The organism is Arcticibacter pallidicorallinus (assembly GCF_003002875.1).
In the GTDB taxonomy this organism is placed as follows: domain Bacteria; phylum Bacteroidota; class Bacteroidia; order Sphingobacteriales; family Sphingobacteriaceae; genus Arcticibacter; species Arcticibacter pallidicorallinus.
In genome coordinates, this window is the sequence record NZ_PVTH01000004.1 from 246551 (window position 1) to 267411 (window position 20861).

Sequence of the window (20861 nt, forward strand, 5' to 3'; positions counted from 1 at the left end):
CCCTTTCTTGAATTAAAAGCACTACCATGTCAAAGCAAGCACAGTATCTGAATGACAAAGTCACAGAATTTCTGGACCATCTGGACCACCCACTAAGAAATGAAATTGAAGAATTGCGGAAATGTATTCTAACCGCAAATGCAGGCCTGACCGAAAATATCAAATGGAACGGACCGAATTTCTGCTTTAATGACGAGGACAGAATCACAATGAGGATTCAGCCGCCAAAGCAGATTCAATTAATTTTTCATAGGGGAGCAAAGAAGCTGGAACAACCTCCAAACAGATTGATCGATACAAAAAGTAAGTTATTAAATTGGAAAGAGAATGACAGGGCGATAGCAACGTTCAAGAACATTCGGGAGATAGAAGACGCAGAATTAGACTTGGCTAAGATTGTTGATGAATGGATTTCCGCGGCTAAGTAAAGAAAAGTTTTTCATCCTTATAATTAATCGTAATATTGCAATATGGGACTAACAAAAACGGAAATGTTTACAGCCGAACAAAATCAGCTTGCACAATTGTTGAAGGCAATGGCTCATCCTGCCCGTATTGCTATTTTGCAAAGAATACTCCTTTCCAATACTTGCATATGTGGCGATCTGGTAGATGAATTGGGACTTGCTCAGGCGACTATCTCCCAACATCTTAAGGAATTAAAAAACGCTGGAATAATTCAAGGCAATATTGAAGGAGTAAGTGTTTGTTACTGTATCAATCCGGAAACTTGGGTGCTCTTAGAAGAGCGAATAGGTGGATTCCTTGGCGCATATAAGGCGCCGAGCAGCTGCTGCTAGCTTTTTTTATACCTATACATCGTATAATTGCAATATAACAAACAGGGTATTTAACTATGAAACTATCAGAAATAAAGAGCCATTTAGCTCAGGCAGAAAGCGTAAACTTTGAATTAGGAGATGGGACGTTAGTTCCTGAACATTTCCATGTTACCGAAGTAGGTGTTATCACCAAAGACTTCATCGATTGCGGTGGGGTTGTGCGTCACGAAAAGGTAGCTAATTTCCAATTATGGGACGCTAATGATTATGAACATCGTCTGAAAGCAGGAAAACTGCTCAATATCATCTCCCTTTCTGAAAAGGTGCTTGGTATGGAAGATTTAGAAATTGAAGTTGAATACCAGGGACAAACAATAGGCAAATATGATCTGGGTTATGATGGTAATAACTTCCTGCTTCTTGCTAAAAAGACCGCTTGCCTGGCTCAAGATCAATGTGGTATCCCTTCAGAAAAACAAAAAGTGCAGTTGAAGAACCTTGCTGTTTCCGGATCGGTGTGTACACCTGGCGGCAATTGCTGTTAAGATAATAAACCGTTTAAAATGAAAAAAATACTGGTGCTATGCACAGGAAACAGTTGCCGAAGTCAGATTGCAGAAGGATACCTAAGGCATTTTGCAGGAGCAAAGGCAGAAGTTTATAGTGCGGGGATAGAAACCCATGGTGTAAATCCGAAAGCTATTGCTGTCATGAAAGAAGACGGGATAGATATTTCCGCTCATACCTCCAATAATGTAAATGAATACCTGAATATTGATTTCGACTACGTGATTACTGTCTGTGATAATGCAAAAGAGAGCTGCCCTTACTTTCCAACTCAGGCAACAAAATTCCACTACAATTTTCCTGATCCGGCAAAAGCATCGGGAACTGAGCAACAAGTCCAACAGCAATTCAGAACTGTAAGGGACATGATCCGGAGTTACTCAGAGAAATTCATCAACGAAAATATTTAGACCATGTCTGCAAATCACTGCGCACCTGCTGCCGAAAGAAAAAAATTAGGCTTTTTAGATCGTTTCCTTACTCTCTGGATATTTCTTGCTATGGGTATCGGTGTTGCTACCGGCTACTTCCTACCTTCTTCCTCGGGATTTATCAACTCATTTTCGAGCGGAACCACGAATATCCCACTAGCAATTGGATTGATACTGATGATGTATCCACCACTGGCAAAAGTGAAGTATGAGAAAATGGGTGAAGTATTTAAAGACACCAGGGTTTTAAGTGTTTCGCTAGTGCTGAACTGGGTTATCGGGCCGATATTAATGTTCTTTTTGGCCATTGCCTTTTTGAGAGATTACCCAGAATATATGGCAGGGTTAATCCTTATTGGTCTGGCCAGATGTATTGCCATGGTTGTAGTGTGGAATGAGCTTGCTGAGGGCAACAGGGAATATGCCGCCGGACTGATTGCGTTAAACAGCATATTTCAGGTGCTTCTATACAGTGTGTCTGCTTATGTTTTCATTACAGTATTACCCCCTTACTTCGGGCTGGATAGCCTTGAAGTGAACATCACTATTGCAGAGATTGCTAAAAGTGTTGGAATCTACCTGGGGATTCCGTTCGCAATGGGTGTTATCAGCAGATATGGCCTTATTAAACTTAAAGACGAAGATTGGTTTCAAAACAAGTTTATCCCCCTCATTTCTCCAATTACTCTTATTGCACTGCTTTTCACTATCGTAATCATGTTTAGCCTCAAAGGTGAGTTGATCGTTCAGATACCAATGGATGTGGTCAGGATTGCTATACCTTTAGTTATCTATTTCTCCATCATGTTTGTAATCAGCTTTTTCGCAGGAAAATATTTTGGTGCTGATTATTCAAGAAGTACGTCTATTGCATTTACAGCTACCGGAAATAACTTTGAACTTGCCATTGCAGTTGCCATTGGCGTCTTTGGGATCAATTCAGGACAAGCATTTGCAGGTGTTATTGGGCCATTGGTTGAGGTTCCTGCATTAATTGCTTTGGTCAATCTGGCCTTTTATTTCCGCAAAAAATACTATCCCACAAAAGCCTTAGACATCATACAAAAATGAGAATTGCACTTTTTTCAGATATCCATGCGAATCTTGCTGCATTTGAAGCGATGCTAAAGGATATGGACGGTCAGAATCCGGATATCATTTATTGCCTTGGCGATCTGGTTGGATATCACATCTATCCGAATGAGATCATAGAAGAGATTCGAAGAAGAAAGATAGGGACATTAAAAGGAAACCATGATGAGAAGATTGAGAAGATAAAGACGACCGCAGAAAGCCTTCAAGAGCCAGGCAAGAATTATGCTTACCATTTAATCAAGGAGGAGAACAGAACATACTTGAAGGCTCTTCCTGCACATATTAAATTAGAATACAAATTACGGGCAGGCTTGTTGAATCTTATGTTTGCTCACGGCAGTACCCGGCGTATAGATGAATATATACTCGAAGACACAGACGAAAATTACGTATTGGAACTAATGGAGGAAGCAGATGCGCACCTACTTTTTGTGGGGCATTCACATAAACCATATCATCGGATCTTAAAGACCAACGGTAGTTCGGTCAGGCGGGTTGTGAATATCGGCTCGGCAGGGAAGCCAAAAGACGGCGATCCGCGAGGTTGCTATGTGATGTTGACCCTTGAACCAGACGCTGAGATTCTGAAGAATTGTTTTCAAGTGGAATTTAGAAGGTTCAAATATGACGTTGAAACTTCAGCGGAAGATATCGAAAAAAGCTTGCTCCCGAATGAATTTGCGGAGAATATACGAAACGCGTTTTGATTATCCGAATAGTTAATCGGTCATGATTGTCAGAGGGCCAAAAGCAGATATCCATTAAATCAAATATTATGAAAACTGAAGAACAACTGAAAGAACTGGTAAGGCAGAAGTACAGTGAAATTGCTTTGCAGGATAAAGAGACAAATGAATCCTCCTGCTGTGGGGCGTCCGGATGTTCTACTGATGTTTATAACATCATGAATGAAGATTATACCAGCCTTGAAGGATATAACGCAGAAGCAGATCTGGGTTTAGGCTGTGGCTTGCCAACGCAGTTCGCCAAGATTAGGAAGGGCGATGTCGTGATTGACCTGGGTAGCGGAGCCGGTAATGATGCCTTTATCGCTCGTACAGAAGCAGGCGAAACCGGCAAAGTCATAGGAATTGATTTTACTCCTGCAATGATCGACAAGGCCAGGTTGAATGCTGAAAAGCTAGCATATCATAACGTAGAATTTCGTCATGGAGATATCGAGAATATGCCAGTCTCAGCGAATGTCGCCGATGTAATCGTTAGCAATTGCGTTCTGAATTTGGTACCTAATAAGGCGGGCGTATTTTCAGATATCTTCCGTGTGTTGAAGCCAGGTGGACATTTTAGTATATCTGACGTCGTTCTGGTTGGGAATTTACCCAAAAGCCTACGATCTGCAGCAGAAATGTACGCAGGCTGCGTATCAGGGGCTATTCAAAAGGATGCTTATCTGGAGTTGATATATAATAGCGGGTTTAAAGACATTACTATACAGAAGGAGAAAGCTATTGTCATACCGGACGATATCTTAAAGGACTACCTGAACGAACAAGAAATAATTGAATTTAAATCTCGCGCAACAGGAATTTTTAGCATTACCGTTTATGCAGAGAAGCCGTCCGAGGCTTGCTGTCCTCCAGGATGCTGCTAACAGTTTGATCCTGAGACAATGCGACGATAGCCATAACCATATACTATGTTAGATCAGCGATATGCTACCGACATCTATGAAAGGGTAAAAAGAAAAAGTTACGTGACGCTGAGACCTGTTATTCTAACCGCTTCCGTGGCCTTGCTTGGTTTTTTACCAATGGCACTGTCCACTACTGCCGGAGCAGAAGTTCAAAAGCCGCTTGCAGCTACCCCGCTGACTTTGCTGATTTTACTAGCCTTATATATTCTATAAATCACGCTGTTAAATCCTATCTCTGAAGATGCAACCATTTTAACTAAAGGGGCCTTTTATATTCAGTCGAGAGCCGCAGGCGGAGTGTCCCGATTGCCAGAAATTACTATGCAATTCTATTGCGTTGCCTACAAAGGTATCTTTGATTAAACTCATTGAAAAAAATGGAAGAGAAAAAGAATAATCTGCAGCTTAAAGAGCTGACAAATATAACCCATCCTGGACATGAACAGCATATAGCCCCGAATCAAGGCGGGCATAATAATGGAAAAGACAGCATCAAGAAAAATGAGGTTCTTACTCATTGGGACTTGCTTTTGGCTTTATTGATCCTGATTGTCGAGTTGGTAATGGAGTTCGGGTTTAACTATGAGCTGAGCAGACCAGTGAGTTTCGCCGTTAACGCAGTTGCTTACATCCTTGCAGGAAGGGAGGTACTGAATTTAGCATTTCGTAAAGCAAGCAGGGGCGACTTATTTAATGAGTTTGTCCTTATGAGTGTCGCTACATTGGGCGCCTTCTATATCGAAGAGTACTCTGAAGGTGTTGCAGTGATGGTTTTCTATCAAATTGGTGAGTGGTTTCAGGATTCAGCCGTCAGCAGGGCTAAGCGCAATATTAAGGCACTTCTGGATATCCGTCCGGATGAAGTAACGGTCCTGAGAAATGGCACTTTTCAGATCGTAAATCCCTCGGAAGTTGCTTTGGGAGAAACCATTCAGGTAAAGCCGGGCGAGAAAGTTGCCCTGGATGGAGCTCTGGTATCTGAATCTGCATCTTTTAATACCGCTGCTTTGACAGGTGAAAGTAAACCAGATACCAAATATAAAAGCGAATCCATCTTAGCCGGAATGATCAACTTAAATACTGTAGCAGAGATTGAGGTTAGGTCATTATTTAAGGACAGTAAGTTAAGTAAGATTCTTGAAATGGTACAGGACGCTACTGCCCGTAAGTCCCAGACCCAGCTTTTCATTTCGCGTTTTGCAAAAGTCTATACCCCTATCGTTTTTTTCCTGGCCTTAGCATTGGTTGTACTCCCGTATTTTTTTGTGGAGGAGTATGTTTTCAGAGACTGGCTGTACCGGGGGCTTGTGTTCCTGGTTATCAGCTGTCCTTGTGCACTGGTGGTGTCAATACCTTTGGGATATTTTGGCGGAATCGGTTTAGCCTCGCGAAATGGAATCCTCTTTAAAGGTGGAAACTTCCTTGACGTGATGACTAAAGTGAACGCAGTAGTGATGGATAAAACCGGAACGCTTACCAAAGGAGTCTTCAAGGTACAGGAGGTGGTAAGCTCCGGTATTGAAGAACAAAGGTTGATCCGTATCACTGCCGCCCTGGAAAAGAACTCTACTCACCCCGCTGGAAAGGCAATAGTGGAGCACGCCGGAGATATCCTTGGCAATTTGTCAGCCAGCAAAGTCGAAGAAATAGCGGGTCATGGCTTAAAAGGCGAAGTTGAAGAAAGGGAAGTTCTTGCAGGCAATTTGAAGCTTCTTGAAAAGTTTAATATATCTTATCCTTCTGAAATTAAAGAGATTGCTTATACGATTGTCGTGGTTTCTATCGATCGTACGTATGCAGGATATATTACAATAGCAGACGAGGTTAAAGAAGATGCAGCAGCTGTAATTAAAGAGCTTCATCGCTTGAATATAAAAACAGTAATGCTATCCGGAGATAAACAATCTGTTGTAGACGCGGTAGCAAACCAAATCGGTCTCGATGAAGCCTATGGAGATCTGCTGCCTGAAGGCAAAGTGGAGAAAGTGCAGTCTTTAAAAGATCAGGGGTTTCGAATTGCCTTTGCAGGAGACGGTGTAAATGATGCGCCCGTGGTTGCCCTTGCGGATGCAGGTATAGCAATGGGAGGTCTTGGCAGTGACGCTACGATTGAGACAGCAGATGTCGTCATTCAGAATGATCAGCCATCTAAAATTGTTTCTGCTATCAAGGCAGGTAAACTAACAAGAAACATTGTTTGGCAAAACATTATCATGGCGATGGCAGTAAAAATTGTCGTATTAACGCTGGGGGCTGGCGGAATGGCGAATCTTTGGGAGGCCGTTATCGCTGATGTGGGAGTTGCCTTGCTCGCCATTCTCAATGCCGTAAGAATACAACGGATGCAGTTGTAGATTAGAACTCAGCGGCAATTTTGACTGTAATAATCAGAATTTTATTGAATGTGAATTCTTGTCTCTATCACTCATACTGGCACAATCCGCTATGGCTTTTAACATAGTTAAATATGCAGGTGCTGCCTACTTGATATACTTAGGTATTTCAAAACTTATTTTGTCAGAGAGCTTGGTTCAGCAAAAAGAAAATATCCCCTTAGCATCTTTGAGAAAAACGTTTACTTCTGCTGTATTAACTAATACATTGAATCCTAAGGTGGCGATCTTCTTTCTGGCATTTTTTCCTCAATTCCTTGAACCTGCTTACTTGCATAGTGCAAAGTCATTTATCCTTTTAGGTACTACTTATGCAATGATCGGTTTTCTTTGGTTTATAATGCTTACCGTATTTGCTGGATCTTTTTCACCCAAGCTTAATGGCAATCCAGTACTTAGCAAATGGCTCAATAGATTTTCAGCAATGGCATTCATACTAATGGGAGTTAAAATCGCATTTACAAAGAAGTAAGATACTACAAAGTCTAGGAGAGTTATACGTTCTATAAAACACTCTTTACACCAATCAGAATATTGCCAGGAAACGGTGATCTTGTTAGATCCAAGTATTAGGCTCATCAAGATTTGTCACAAAAGGAAGCTTAGGTGCTCTCCTATCCGAGTTGAGCCGCATGATATTATTGCCATTATAGTATAATGACCTAAATTGAGTGTGTTGTTCTTTTAGCTGGAGGTTTACTCAGGTTTTCCAAATACAACAAAAGAGAGGCGTTTTCAGATAGATATATAGACATCATGATAGTTTTACATCTATGTCAAATACTGAATAGTTTCTCACTTAAATAGAGAACATCAAGTGTCAAAAAAGGAAAGTTTATCGTTGCTCATTCTGTCGTTCTTTGATGATAGAAAACTATCTTGAAAAAACCGTTGTACGAGACGGCTAGGAGTCAATAATTTATCATATGTTAAGTATGTCATGACGATTAGTACTTTCATTTCAAGAAACGGCAGTTTTCTGAAGTGCCTTTTAGCGGTAGCTTTCATCTATTCTCGTTCTTTCGATTTGTGTGAAGTCCGTCCATTCTCCATGATTTTTTGAGTACTCATAGTTGTCTATATTTTTCTGATATCGTTGCTCAAAACGATAAATCAATTCTTGAAGATTATTAACCATATCAAGTGAATCATCAGTGATAAGAATATTGTCAATACATTTTCGATAAGCTGACTTATATTTTAGAGTCTCAGTGTCAATTGTGCCAATAACAAACTCTCCTATGTTAGAACACTCCAAGACTGTCCCTCCAACTTCATTAATTGAAATTATTAAATCACGAATATCCAAAAGAGGTTCCTGCGGCTCGATTCTTTTCCTTGCACCAATCAGAAAAGGAATTGTCAGACCATTATGAATGTACCCTCTTTTCTCAAAATGTCTTAAAAGTCTGCACCAATATGGAGGATTATCAACCATTTCAAATTGCATTATAATCATAACAAACAATTATCTCATCCTTATTTATTGGTCTAAATTTCATTGCTGTATCAAGTAGTTCTCAATTTGGTCAACATGGTAGAGTAGGTAGTGTTAAATGGTGGCTATCCCTTATCTCGCTTAGTCGAAACCCACCCAAATATGTGGTCAGCTATGCAGTTTGTAATTTCTATCATGCACATTATTGTTTCAAGCTTATCTTTATTTGAAACATTGTTGTCATTCTTGCTTACGCAGGCAGATATATTTTCTCCTTTCGTGTTTACTGCCCCTGCGATATGCTTATTGCTAAAATGAATAAATCCAGATGTCTCATTATAAACATTTTCTATCCAGGGGTGAAGCTCTGACACTTTTTGTTTAAGGTACCAGTCTTTCAACAGCTTTCCGTCTCTATCTTTTATGCTCGTAACCTGTTCACCCTTCCAGACCTTAAAGGCGAAATCGTGCGGATCACTACACAACCAGGCCGCATGTAGACGCATGAAATTATCTAAATGCGGTCTAACCAAATGTAAGGCTGATAAATAGTTCCTTGACCTTAGTAGTGTATCAAAGCCATGTATCAATGATAAGGATCTACTGACTATTCCAGTAATATAAAAATCTAAATGGTACAAGCCCTTCCCAGACTGGATCATCCATGCAGTTAACCTTTGAAGTTTATCATCAAAGAAAGCCAGGCGTTCTAGAAAGTCCAGAACAGTGGGTTCAAGTTCCTCATCAGGCAAATCGGGAACAAAAAGTGTTTTCTCTACTAAATAGATCCATGCCAATCTAGATTCAAGTTTAACCACCTTTTTATTGTTATCGATTAGGAATCCTTTTAAAGATCCGTCATCACTAGTAAGCAAAATACCTATATCCGCATTTTTTATTTTTTGGGACTCATGTTTGATGAGGAATACTGCCTTATATTCCTCTGGCAGACTTTCTGCAATTTCTTTCCACCTTAGCATATAAACCTTTTTTTTGTTTAAGGTAATTAAATACCTACTAATTTTCTCAAGGACTGACCGTATCTCTTTTGATGATCCATTGAAAAGTTGCCTTCTGTTTGTATTTGACATGAGGAGATAAAATTCTGTCAGGAAGTTTATGGAACCTTGAAGAAGGTCTAACAAGAGCGAAAATTTTGTTTAGCAACTCACGATTGGATGCCTTAAAAGCATTAAATTCGAATAAAAGGCTATATTCAAAGCTAAAATGAACAGAATAACAACGGCACAAAATGAACCAATCCAATTAGAGCGGCTCGCAGCTCAAAGGGAATTATACACATCGGCTAAACTATATCATATTTGGCAAATATTCTTTATGGTTGTAATCCCTTTGATGTTGTCATTATTACTCTTGCTGCATGAGCCGCTAATCCCGTTTGCTGCTTTTTATGGCATCATTTCCGCTATTTTAGATCCGTTGCTTTTTGATGCAGTAATACAACGCCGAATAGAAAAGGCAGCTAAAATACAAGAGCTTTTCGATTGTGCTGTTTTACGGTTAAGCCCTTCCCCTCTTAAAACCTCAAATGACCAGATGGTAGAAGATGTTTTGACTCATTATAATGCTCACAAAAAAATACAGTCGAATATTGAGAAGATCAAAGATTGGTATCCACAGGCCATTGAAGTTTTACCCTACCCAATTGCGAGGCTAATTTGCCAAAGAACAAACTGCTATTGGGATTCAAGATTGCGACGAAGATATTCCAACTTTGTAAGCCTCCTTGGAATAGGCCTATTCATTGCTTTCATGCTGTTTGGAATAACCACTAATAAAAATTTTAATGATCTTGTTTTAATAGCAAGTGCATTGTTACCTTTAGTGCAATTTTGCCTTAAACAATCAAAAGATCAGAAAGAAACAGCAAAGCGGCTAGATAGGCTAGTGGACTTTGCAAAACAGGCTTGGGATGAAGGAATGAGTAATACCTCTTCTAATTTAGAAGAGGTTTCACGACGCCTTCAGGATGAGATTTACGATCATCGAAGCAAAAGCGCTTTAATCTTGAATTTCATGTATCGCCGCTTTTTAAAGAAAGATGAAGAAATCATGAATAGCACAGCTGAAGCCTTAGTCCGGGATGCGAAAGAACATGGTTTGATTTAGCTCCATCTTGGAAAGTCATCACCAAATACATCATACCAATACAATGTTGACATGTGATGATTATTCGCACTTTCATATTCTCTGGCCTTCCTTGCTGCTGCTGCATGTTCGGTAGCTATTTTACTTATTCGAGATTTTTCATCCCAACTTAAGTTATTTAGGTCGCCTTGAATTCCCTTTGGATCATAGACTGGATTGTAAATGGTACTGGCCAAATAGGTTAAAATGTCGGCTACCTCTAAATCCACCCAGGCACTGCATGACGTTGAATGTGCATAGTAGTTCAAAATTATATTTTCCAAAAGATAAGATGGAATAGTTGTTACATTTCGTCTTTTATTCCAGAATTTTATTATTCTTATTACGTTTAGAACATTGCCAGAATTCGCTTGATTTATTTGCGAAAGGCGGTCACGGTCTATCCGGGGGTCTGTTTTTTTCCATTTTCCATAACCATCTGGGATTAGATAAAATGTTTTCCCACTAGAATCTTCATCAGTTATAAAAGAGGGTACAATATCAAATTTCCAGTCGTATGAACTTAAATCTAAAACGGCCGCCTCTTGATTACGTTTTATAACTGCATTCCGGTACTGATAGATCTGCGGTAAGTATTTAATAAAACAGTTAATTACCTTGATTGAGTTTAGATTTGATGTGTAAGGATCACAAAGTTTTACTAAACTTGGAATATTAGGATTTGCTGAGATTGTTGCATGAGTAGATGAATACAGATCATAAGTACTTCCAATTCCCATAATACCAATCATCAAGTCAATGTCGTTTAGCGGCCTCGTTTTTGTTTTACGAGCAAAAGACCCATAGTGCAGATGAATACTTGATAGGATCGGAGGAAAGTCATCATTATCACGAGATAATGATTGCAATTGATTTATGAGCCAATCTTTACTCTTAATTGCCGTAGACGACTGAGATGAATCAAGGTTAACTTTCTCTTTTAAAAATTCCTTAAATGCTGTGTTTACATTATTGGCCATATTCTACGATAACCATGCTAAAATAATGATTCCAAGTAATTTATCATAGTAATCTGAGAAGTGATAATTTCCCTGTAATACGTACGTTTTCTCCAGTCTCCGCTTATAGCCTACCTAGTGGATAAAAAGAACCTAGGTAGTATTACAAATAGCCTCACAAAACGAACGTTTTACCAACATCCTAAACAAAGCAATAGATAGACCTCAAAAAACCGTTATCCAGTATCAAAATCCAGTATCAAATATTTGTCTCTTCAATTTAAACATTCGTTGACTTTAGGAGACAAATATCCCTTGAGGACGCTCGCGTTGTCACGCTGTACACGAACTATCAGCGGCGTGAATCTGCTGGTTTCATACTTTTGAGGACTCAAGACGAATCACCCCACAACCTCCCCATAACTCATCACCCTGATCCTACTCACCCCTCCCGGCTGCTTGCTCACTTGAATCTGCGTCCCAATCCGCTCTTTCAACGCCTCCACATGCGAGATGATCCCGATCGTCTTCCCGTTCGCCTGCAAGTTCTCCAATGCCGAGATCGCAACATCCAGCGTATCCGAATCCAGGGTACCAAAGCCTTCATCAATGAACAAAGAATTAATCTGCGTCTTCCGGCTGGCCAGGTCCGACAAACCCAGGGCCAGCGCCAAACTTACCAGAAAGCTCTCCCCTCCCGACAAGGTCGTCATGGGCCTGACCACATCAGCCTGATAGCCGTCGATGATCTGGATCTCCAGGTCCTTCGAAGGGCTCTTTAGAATCCGGTAACGATCCGTCAGCTTCTGCAAATGCAGATTGGCTAACTCCGTCAAACGAGCCAAGGTAAGTCCTTGAGCGAAGTTGCTGAACTTCTTGCCATTATCTGAACCAATGAGCGACGATATTTTCTGCCACTTCTGCAGCTCTCCCTGCTGAACGACGACCTGATCGGCAATTTCTCTGAAACGAAGCTTAGTCTCAAAATCAGACTGCAGCCGGTTTCGAATTCCTCCGATCTCCTGATTCAGGTCCCGCCAGGAGGCGTCCAGAGAACTTAGCTGCTCCTGAAGTTCCTCAGAACTCAGTTCCGTAAGAGCCTTCGATCGCTCAAGCTGCAAGTCTGCACGCAACCTCGTTAACAGATGCTCTGCATTGGCGATAGCCGTCTTGATCTCAGCCTCCAGCGTCGAGATCTCAGCAGCGATACCCTCATCAAGTCTATAGGAACGGAGCTCCGCTATATCGGCAATACCCTGTTCCTGAAGTTTTCCTGTCAGTTCCGCTGAAAGACGGGACAAATCCTTGCCCGCTTTATCCAGGTCCTGCCTGTCCTTCTGTAATGAAGATTCTAGCGTCAGCAACTGATTCTGCAGCTGATTACGCAGTTCCTGCTGCCTCTCCAAAGCTTCACGAAGCTGCTTGAGCTGGTTCCTGAGCTGCTCCCGCTCAAACACAGGATCTTTCTCGCCAAACAGCTCCCGACGTTCGCCCAGCTCTTCCTGCAAACGCAGATCAGCCTGCTTACGCTCTTTCTCCCGTTGCTGAAGAAGTTCCTGCTTTGCTCCCAGAACCTTTTCCAGACTCAGACTCTCTGCGCATAGCTCTTGCTTTCGCAATGTGGCCGAAGCTAACTTCTCATTCGACTGCCGGCATACCAGCAAACGCGCGTTTAACGCGCCGATAATCTCTTCCGGAATGTCGGTAATCTGCAAAGATCTTAACACCTCCTGAATCTTATTCTGTAGGTCGCCAATTTCAAGATCTAACTTGCCAATTTCCAACCGAACCTTCTCCAGATTTCCGGCCCCGCTGCTTAGTTGTGCCAGCAGCGATTCTTTTCTGGTCTTAGCCTGTTCGATAGTACTGTTCAAATCGACCAGATGCAACTCCAGCAGACTGATATCTTTCTGCAGAACACGCAACGCCTGGATCTGAGCCTGCAAGGCTGACAATTCACTTTGCTTCTTAAGAACGATCGCATCAATAATGGCGGGCTTCTCGAGGGTCAGTGGAGCGGGTAATTTCCCGTTATTTAAGACGAAGGAACTCTCAACCGCGGCAAGCTTCTCTTCAAGCTCTGCCGACTGCTTGTGCTGACCCGTGAGTTTCTCTTTCCAGGCACTCAGCTTGATTGCCGAATCCTGAATCTCCCTGGAAAGCTTCTGCAGATAGGCTTCATGGGCATTCCGCTTCTGTTCTGCTTCCGTGAGTGTCGAGTGATAGTGTTTCTCGACGTAAGGATGTTCTTTTGATCCACAAAGGGGACATTCATGATTTTCCTGCAGCTGCCCCCTGTCGGCATCGTATTTTTGTATGCGAATCTGTATATCAACCGCTTTCCTGTGATCTTCTAATATGCGTTCGGCTTCCTGTTTTTCCTCTGTTTGGAGCGCCAGCGCTGCCTCTAGCGCAGCCACCGATTCTTCGTTCCGGATTTGCTCCCGCTTTAAACCATCCATCTGAGCACGGGTCTGTGAATAGTCCTTAGCTAACTTCGATTGATCCTGACATAGGCTGATCAGGCCAGGAAGCTTGTCTGCCGCCTCTTCCAGGACGTCAAGCGACTTGCCCTCAAACTCCGTTCGCAGCTTGTCTCGAAGTCGAACCAGTTCTTGCTGCCTAAGCAACAAGCCTGCCTTTGATTTAGCTATTTCTCCTTCGATGGCAAGAAGCGACTTTTCCTGATCCTTTTGCAGATCGACGACACTTCTTTCTTCGGCTTTTTTATCCCGAAGTGAAAGCCGCGCACGGCCTAATTCCTGCTGATATTGATCGATGCGAACAATTGCCGCCTCCAGTTCATTTTCTTTGGGCTGACCGACAATCAACTGGTTCAAAGCGCTGATCTCCACCTCAAGCGCAGCAATATTTTGAGCCAAAGTATCCCGGTCACTGATGGCCTGATCCACATCTTTGAGTGCCGTCTTAGCCCAGCTCTCTGCCCTCTCGAGCTCCTTTCTGAAGCCGTCCAGCTGCGCATCTTTCTGGATCACCTTCTCAAAATCTGCCTCCTGTTTCTGCATATCTAGTTCCGCAGAACCAAGCAATTCTTTACCTTCCTCAAAAGCCTGATCTGCCTGACGGCTCTTCTCCTGAACCGAGGGAAGAACTTCTTCCTGTTCCCGAATTCTTAATGCAAGTTCCTCGATTCTCCCTTCATGATTCTTGATGTCCTGCAACTCCGAACGGTAGGCCATGGCCTTCTGATGCAGCGCCAGCTTCTGGAAGTTCTCCTGATGGAGAATCAACCTCTCCTGCTGTTCACGCAGCAGATTCAGCTGCCGCTCTTCATCAAGTTTCAGTTTACCTAAAAATCCTAACCAGTTGATTTTATCACGTGTATCCAGAGAGTTATCCCGAACGGCCTTTTCCCGAATACTCAGATCCTGCAAAGAAATGTTCAGCTGTGAAACTTCTTCATCGGAAAGGATATCTGCATTATCCAGTTGCTCTCTCAGCCTTTCCAGCTTCTCTCTCTCCTGCCTTGCCCGGTCAAACACATATCTGGAGATCTCCGAATACACTGCCGTATCGGTGATTTTTTCCAGTAGTTCTGATCGCTCGTTTTCTTTTGATTTCAAGAACTGCGTAAAGTCTCCCTGCGACAACATCACCGATCGCAGGAACTGATTATAATCGAGTCCGCATAAAGCAACAATCTGCTGCTGCACCTCTGAAAGAGGATGATTAACCATGATGGCTGAAGTCTCCAGGTCAACCAGCTCCATCCGCTGGGTCTGCAGTGCACCGTCCACTTTACCGTAGCCACGGCGCTGCGACCACTTCGCCCGATAGCCTTTGCCCTTGATCTCAAACTCCACCTCTGAAAAAGACTCCGCAGTATGCCTGGTCATACTTTCTGAAACATCTCTGTCGTGTCGATGAACACGTCCGTAGAGCGCGATGGTAATAGCATCCAGAATGGTCGTCTTACCGGCTCCTGTAGGGCCTGTAATCGCAAATAAACCGCTCTCAGTGAAAGGACTCTGATCAAAACGGATCTGATGCTCTCCTTTCAGGGAGTTCAGGTTTAGAAAACGTACGCTTAATATCTTCATATTGATTAGTCCCTCTGAGCCATTTTTTCCAAGATTTCGTCAAATAGCTGCAGTAATTCGCCATGGTCTTCCTCCGGAAGCTCAGATTCACAGCGCTTCAAAAATACCGCCCGGGGTTCCAGCTCATGCAGGGCTGATTCCAGAATGCTCTGCTCGTTTAAACTCATACTGGCCCTTGTCTTGATCTGCCGCGGAAAGAAGCGTTCGATAAAGGGCTTACCTTCCTTCAGCTTTTCAAGTTGTTCGTCCAGGTCGTGGATAAACCGGTCGGTCGATATCTGAAGCTCTACCCAGGCGGGCATTTTCAAACCTTTGTCTTCCATCGTCCCAAGCTTTAGCCTGATCTCTTCCAGTGTTCCCTTAAGCCTGATCAGCTTCCTGCAACAAGGCACTTTCAGCTCCCTGATCTCCTGCAAGCCTCCGCCTCCGAATTTCAGAATCAGCACTTGCTTCTCATCATCAGTTTCCGAGAAACTTAAAGGAATAGGTGAGCCAGAATACCGTACATGACTCATTTTATTTACAATCTGCGGACGATGGATATGCCCTAAGGCTACATAATTGAATTCTTCAGGAAACTGGTCGCCACAGATCTGCCCCAGATTTCCTACGTGGATTTCTTTCTCGCTCTCCGAAGTACTGGAGCCGGCAGCAAACAAATGTCCCGTTGCGATGACCGGTATTCCCTCTTCTTTATAGGAGGCAATCTCCGTTTTAAACCTATTGTAATGCGCACAAATTCCTTCCTTAATTCTCGATTCCCGGTCTGCCGCTGTCTCCCCGGCTACGGAAAGGCGTACGTCCCGGTCCCTTAAAAAAGGTATCGCGCATACCACGAGTTCTACCTTACCCCCGGCATTCTTAACAGGAATAATCTGATGCTTTATATCCTCCGGGACTCCACCAACAACATGTATATTGAAGAACTTCAGCAGCTCTTTCGGAGCATTCAGTGTGCTGATCGAATCATGATTCCCGCCGATGATGATCACCTCCCGGCAGCATGTTCCCTTTACCCGCCACAAAAATTTATAATATTGCTCCAGAGCGACATTCGAAGGGTTACCCGTATCGAAAATATCTCCCGCGATAATCAAAACTTCAATGCAATTGTGGGTCAGCTCATCAATGAGCCAGTCCAGAAAGAACTGATGCTCCTCTGTTCGCTCACATTGCTCTAACTTTTTACCCAAATGCCAATCGGCTGTATGCAGAACCCTCATCTACTACAAATTTCGTTATAAAAACGAAATATTCAGCATCCCTGATACCTCGCAGGAAAGAAAGCCCAGAAAAAGAAACACCACAAAAAAAACCTGCTGCAAGAACGCGAATGTCAGGCAGCAGGTTCATTTTCAGGAAATACTTCTTAATTATAAAATGTATATGTACCTCCTGCCTTAGTCTCAAATTCAACCAGCTTGGTTTCTGGCAGTTTATAACCGTCCAAACTGGCTTTTTCCGATTTTAACGGCGCCTTTATTCCACGTACACGATAAAACAGGTTATTATTTTCTCCCTGAGCATCAATTAATTTAACATCCCCTTTTAAAGAGACAGCCTGAGCTAAACGGAGTCTGCAATTTCCTCCTAAACCAGATCGGATAGTTACCTTCTTTACAACATGATCTTTCCATTCGAGATCTATTTCGAATCCACCTCTAACTTTTAGTCCCGAAACTTTGCCCTGAGGTAATGCCTCAGGTAAAGCGGGCAGTAGAAAAATATTCCCGTCGTAAGACTGCACCAGCATTTCTGCTATACCGGATGTACATCCAAAGTTGCCGTCAATCTGAAACGGAGGATGAGCATCCAGTAAGTTCGGATAAGTTCCTCCACCCTGCCCCTTTTCCCCTACCGGTGGACTCAACTGGTCCCGAATCAGCTTGAAGCTCTGATTGCCGTCTAGTAGTCTGGCCCACCAGTTAACTTTCCAACCCATCGACCATCCTGTAGACTTATCACCCCGATACTTTAATGAGTTCAGGGCAGCTTCGGTCAGGTCGGGATTGCGGAATGGAGATATTTGTCCTGAAGGATATAGGCCATATAAGTGCGAAATATGGCGGTGCTTGTCCGTTGTCTTGTCCATATCTTCCAGCCATTCCTGCAATTGCGTATGCTGGCCGATCTGCATGGGTGGTAATTTATCCAACGCGACTTTTACCGAATCAGAGAGCTTAGCATCGACCCCTAATATCTTAGTCGCGTCAATAAAGTTATTGAATACGTCAAAAATCAATTGATTGTCCATGGTCGTGCCTGCAGAAATCCCTACGCTGCCCGGCAGGTACGAGTTCTCAGGAGACATCGAAGGACTTAATACCAACCACTTCCCCGAACGGTCTTTATGGAGGACATCCAGGTAAAACAATGCCTTTCCTTTGAGTACATCATAATATTTTTTCAAGAAATTCTTATTCCCATTATACAGATAATGCTGCCAGATATGCTGTGTCAACCAGGCTCCTCCCATCGGCCACATGCCGTAATAGCCACCGTCTACAATACCTGTAATACGCCAGAGATCTGTATTATGGTGCATGTTCCAACCGCGTGCCTTGTACATGCCTTGCGCACTTTCTTTGCCTGTTACCGCCAGGTCTTGTAACATGGCGAATAAAGGCTCGTGTGTCTCGCTGAGATTCGTTACTTCGGCGGGCCAATAATTCATCTCGGTATTGATATTGACGGTGTACTTACTGTCCCAGGGCGGAGATAGCTTATCATTCCAGATACCCTGAAGATTGGCGGGTTGCCCTCCCGGCTGTGATGAGCTGATAAGCAGGTAACGACCGAACTGAAAGTACAAGGCCACTAATTGTGGATCCTCCGCTTTGGCAAACTGCTGCACGCGTATGTCTGTGGTCTTTGCGGCTTGGGCTGATGTGCCTAAATCCAGTTTAACACGGTTGAATTGTTGCTGATATTTTTTCGTATGGCTGGCCAGGGCTTGCCTATAATCCACTTTTACCGCCCTGTCAAGTATGTCCTGTGCTTTTTTTTCCGGATCCCCGCTCAGATCGTTGTATTTTTTAAAGTTGGTACCGATGGAAACATAGAGAATCACTTCGTCTGCCTGTTGTATCTCTAAATTCTCCTGACCAGTAATCAACCTGCCCCCCTTTAATACAGGATGCACGATACCTTTAAAATTTACCTTACCCGCCAACCCATCTACTGAACTTCCGGTTCCTCTCATACTTAATTGCCCCTTTCCTCCACTCACAGAAGCAGATTGATGCGGGGAGCTTAAGCTCAGGCTGAAAGAAATACTCCTTTTCTCTGATGCTGTCAGACGAATAATAAGCACATCATCTGTGAACGATGTGAATACCTCTCTTTTAAAGGTTGTACCACCCACTTTATACGAGGTGCGGGCTACCGCATCTTCTATATCCAGATCGCGAACGAAATTTGTATAATTTGTGTGACCTGGAAAATTCAACCAAAGGCTGCCAAACGTTTGATAAGGCATGCCATAGTGTAAGCCTTCGGGAGCTTTCCTCGGAAATGTTTCATTCGATAGCTTCTGCGCTTCTTCCGGCTTTCCGTCTGCCAGAAGCTTACGGATTTCCAGGATCTTGGTGTGTGTATTCTGTGGCACGTTATTGCCGGGCCCGCCAGCCCATATCGTCTCTTCATTCAGCTGCAATTGCTCTTTGGAAGGATCTCCATAGACCATCGCCCCTAATCTGCTGTTGCCTATCGGCAAAGCCTCGTTCCATTCAGAAGCCGGTTTATCGTAAAAAAGACGTAAACGCTGTTGCTGCTGTTGTTGCGCTGAGGACTCTGAAGCGGAAATAATTAAGGGTACCGCTGCCGTTACAAAATACTTGAATAGTGCTTTCATTGTTGACTTTTTGTAATCTGTTCTATTAAACTATTGAGATAAACCTCCAGATAGGTATATCCTTCTTCACTCATATCGTTCGCTGATTTATTGGGGTGATGCTGCTCGATCCAACCATCCGGAATACCGTCACGGTTACCGTCAGCAACGGCGATTCCCGGATCCAGCGATGGCCAGGGCTCCCAGGTTTTTACCTCGGGATCAGGGTTAAGATCCTCCTGTGAATCGATAATGCCCTTAAGTGGATAATTTAAGCTTTTCCAGCTACCTCCCTGTCCGTTATACTTACTTTTGCCTGTAAAGCGCGCGGTTCCCGTCCTTGTTTCTTCGATAATGCGGCGGTCGATGTCATCCCTGTTTAAGGAACTTCCTGCATAAGCGAGCACCTTTCTATATGCGGTGCGGGCATCCTGAGTATGTATCGGCGCATGTAAGGGAATTGGATACGCTGATTTTATAGTTATTTTTGACTGTTCACCCTCAATCTTGACTCCTTCCCAGTTATCGTTTGAAACCCGCACGTTATGAGGCAACACATTCCCGGAGATGTAGTACCTTCCCCAAACGCCTTTAATAGAAGGAAATGGTCGGCTTTCTGTTTTGGCGTTTAGTGCTACTATCCTGTCTTTTATCCGTTCCCCGGTGGCCGGCCCTGCCTTGAAATAATTGTTGACCATATTGACGTGCATCGCTTCGCCACCGTAGGCTCCGTTACCGCTCCAGTTGTAAATCACATTATTTCGCATGTCGGTAGTATCATGTCCGGCATACATCGCGCCAGGTCCCAATCTGGGTGTGCGACTATCGTGATGCGCTAAAAGATTATGATGAAACGAGGCTTGTACTCCTCCCCAGATAGCACCATATCCATGGGCTCCTTTTGAATGTCCCGACAAACGAAGGCTTTCTGAGATGATACACCATTGCATGGTGAAGTTTTTATTATCGTAGAAAGACGAACATTCATCCGTTCCCCAGCTGATCGAACAGTGATCAATGATAATATCCTTGTTTTTACCGCCGCTAAACGCATCGGCGCCATCTGCCTCTGCTTTGGAAATATCCCGGTCACCCATGCGGACCCTTACAAATCTCACGATAACATTATTGGCTCTTATGGACACCGGAAATCCGGCAAGCGTAATTCCGCCCCCGGGCGCCGATTGCCCGGCTATCGTCAGGTCACCTTTATCGATTACAAGCCGGCTTTTCAGCCTTATTGTACCTCCTGATTGGAATAGGATCGTTCGCGGGCCGTCCTGATTCAAACACCACCTCAGTGAGCCCTCATTCAGGTTCACGTCGCCGTCAAGGTTATCCTCCAGGGTATTGACATAGTATACTTTCCCTCCACGCCCGCCTGTCGTGTACATACCGCCGCCTTCAGCTCCGGGAAAGGCCGCTACCTGCGCCATTACCGTTTCAAATGAGCAGAAAACCGCTGCTATAAACAGGAATATTAGTTGTTTCATGCTCTTGA

The 20861-nt window shown here is 43.3% G+C and carries 18 protein-coding genes; 11 read left to right on the plus strand and 7 right to left on the minus strand.

Annotation, left to right across the window (positions count from 1 at the left end):
- The first annotated feature begins 26 nt into the window (after positions 1–26).
- From B0I27_RS08355 to B0I27_RS08400, 10 genes are all read left to right on the plus strand, one after another.
- Complete coding sequence (locus tag B0I27_RS08355; protein ID WP_106292781.1) at positions 27–428, plus strand: DUF1801 domain-containing protein; 402 nt, start codon at positions 27–29, stop codon at positions 426–428.
- 42 nt (positions 429–470) lie between these two features.
- The gene (locus B0I27_RS08360) at positions 471–800 is read left to right on the plus strand and encodes an ArsR/SmtB family transcription factor (protein ID WP_106292782.1); all 330 of its coding nucleotides are present in this window, start codon (positions 471–473) and stop codon (positions 798–800) included.
- Positions 801–856: 56 nt separating this feature from the next.
- Entirely contained in the window at positions 857–1327 is a 471-nt protein-coding gene (locus B0I27_RS08365) for a DUF6428 family protein (RefSeq protein ID WP_106292783.1), read from the plus strand.
- 18 nt (positions 1328–1345) lie between these two features.
- Positions 1346–1759, plus strand: coding sequence for an arsenate reductase ArsC (locus B0I27_RS08370; protein ID WP_106292784.1), 414 nt, complete (start codon positions 1346–1348; stop codon positions 1757–1759).
- A gap of 3 nt (positions 1760–1762) precedes the next feature.
- Positions 1763–2851: an ACR3 family arsenite efflux transporter gene (arsB, locus tag B0I27_RS08375; protein ID WP_106292785.1), complete on the plus strand. Its 1089-nt coding sequence runs from the start codon at positions 1763–1765 to the stop codon at positions 2849–2851.
- Positions 2848–3582, plus strand: coding sequence for a metallophosphoesterase family protein (locus B0I27_RS08380; RefSeq protein ID WP_106292786.1), 735 nt, complete (start codon positions 2848–2850; stop codon positions 3580–3582). The genes arsB and B0I27_RS08380 overlap by 4 nt, the downstream gene beginning before the upstream one ends.
- Positions 3583–3650: 68 nt before the next feature.
- On the plus strand, positions 3651–4487 hold the full coding sequence (locus B0I27_RS08385; protein WP_106292957.1) for an arsenite methyltransferase: 837 nt from the start codon (positions 3651–3653) through the stop codon (positions 4485–4487).
- A 45-nt stretch (positions 4488–4532) separates the two neighbouring features.
- Positions 4533–4742 (plus strand): efflux RND transporter permease subunit, encoded by a 210-nt coding sequence (locus B0I27_RS17805; RefSeq protein ID WP_106292787.1) that lies wholly within the window; start codon positions 4533–4535, stop codon positions 4740–4742.
- A gap of 164 nt (positions 4743–4906) precedes the next feature.
- Positions 4907–6883, plus strand: a complete 1977-nt coding sequence (locus tag B0I27_RS08395) for a heavy metal translocating P-type ATPase (RefSeq protein WP_106292788.1) — start codon at positions 4907–4909, stop codon at positions 6881–6883.
- A 58-nt stretch (positions 6884–6941) separates the two neighbouring features.
- A complete protein-coding gene (locus B0I27_RS08400) occupies positions 6942–7394 on the plus strand; it encodes a LysE family translocator (RefSeq protein WP_281260336.1) in 453 nt (150 codons plus the stop codon).
- A 519-nt stretch (positions 7395–7913) separates the two neighbouring features.
- Here B0I27_RS08400 and B0I27_RS08405 read toward each other — a convergent pair.
- Entirely contained in the window at positions 7914–8381 is a 468-nt protein-coding gene (locus B0I27_RS08405; protein WP_106292790.1) for a hypothetical protein, read from the minus strand.
- 104 nt (positions 8382–8485) lie between these two features.
- The gene (locus tag B0I27_RS08410; RefSeq protein ID WP_146133102.1) at positions 8486–9505 is read right to left on the minus strand and encodes a hypothetical protein; all 1020 of its coding nucleotides are present in this window, start codon (positions 9503–9505) and stop codon (positions 8486–8488) included.
- Between the two features lie 82 nt (positions 9506–9587).
- Here B0I27_RS08410 and B0I27_RS08415 point away from each other — a divergent pair, with 82 nt between their 5' ends.
- Positions 9588–10490: an S-4TM family putative pore-forming effector gene (locus B0I27_RS08415; protein WP_106292792.1), complete on the plus strand. Its 903-nt coding sequence runs from the start codon at positions 9588–9590 to the stop codon at positions 10488–10490.
- Here the strand turns inward: B0I27_RS08415 and B0I27_RS08420 are convergent.
- The 5 genes from B0I27_RS08420 to B0I27_RS08440 form a co-directional block, all read right to left on the minus strand.
- The gene (locus B0I27_RS08420; protein WP_106292793.1) at positions 10487–11488 is read right to left on the minus strand and encodes a nucleotidyltransferase; all 1002 of its coding nucleotides are present in this window, start codon (positions 11486–11488) and stop codon (positions 10487–10489) included. The two genes, B0I27_RS08415 and B0I27_RS08420, sit on opposite strands and share 4 nt — an antisense overlap.
- 380 nt (positions 11489–11868) lie before the next feature.
- Positions 11869–15528: an AAA family ATPase gene (locus B0I27_RS08425; RefSeq protein WP_106292794.1), complete on the minus strand. Its 3660-nt coding sequence runs from the start codon at positions 15526–15528 to the stop codon at positions 11869–11871.
- 5 nt (positions 15529–15533) lie between these two features.
- The gene (locus B0I27_RS08430; protein WP_106292795.1) at positions 15534–16751 is read right to left on the minus strand and encodes an exonuclease SbcCD subunit D C-terminal domain-containing protein; all 1218 of its coding nucleotides are present in this window, start codon (positions 16749–16751) and stop codon (positions 15534–15536) included.
- A 146-nt stretch (positions 16752–16897) separates the two neighbouring features.
- Positions 16898–19381, minus strand: coding sequence for a glycoside hydrolase family 95 protein (locus B0I27_RS08435; RefSeq protein ID WP_106292796.1), 2484 nt, complete (start codon positions 19379–19381; stop codon positions 16898–16900).
- On the minus strand, positions 19378–20853 hold the full coding sequence (locus tag B0I27_RS08440; RefSeq protein ID WP_106292797.1) for a pectate lyase family protein: 1476 nt from the start codon (positions 20851–20853) through the stop codon (positions 19378–19380). Before B0I27_RS08440 ends, B0I27_RS08435 begins: the two co-directional genes overlap by 4 nt.
- Between the last annotated feature and the right edge of the window lie 8 nt (positions 20854–20861).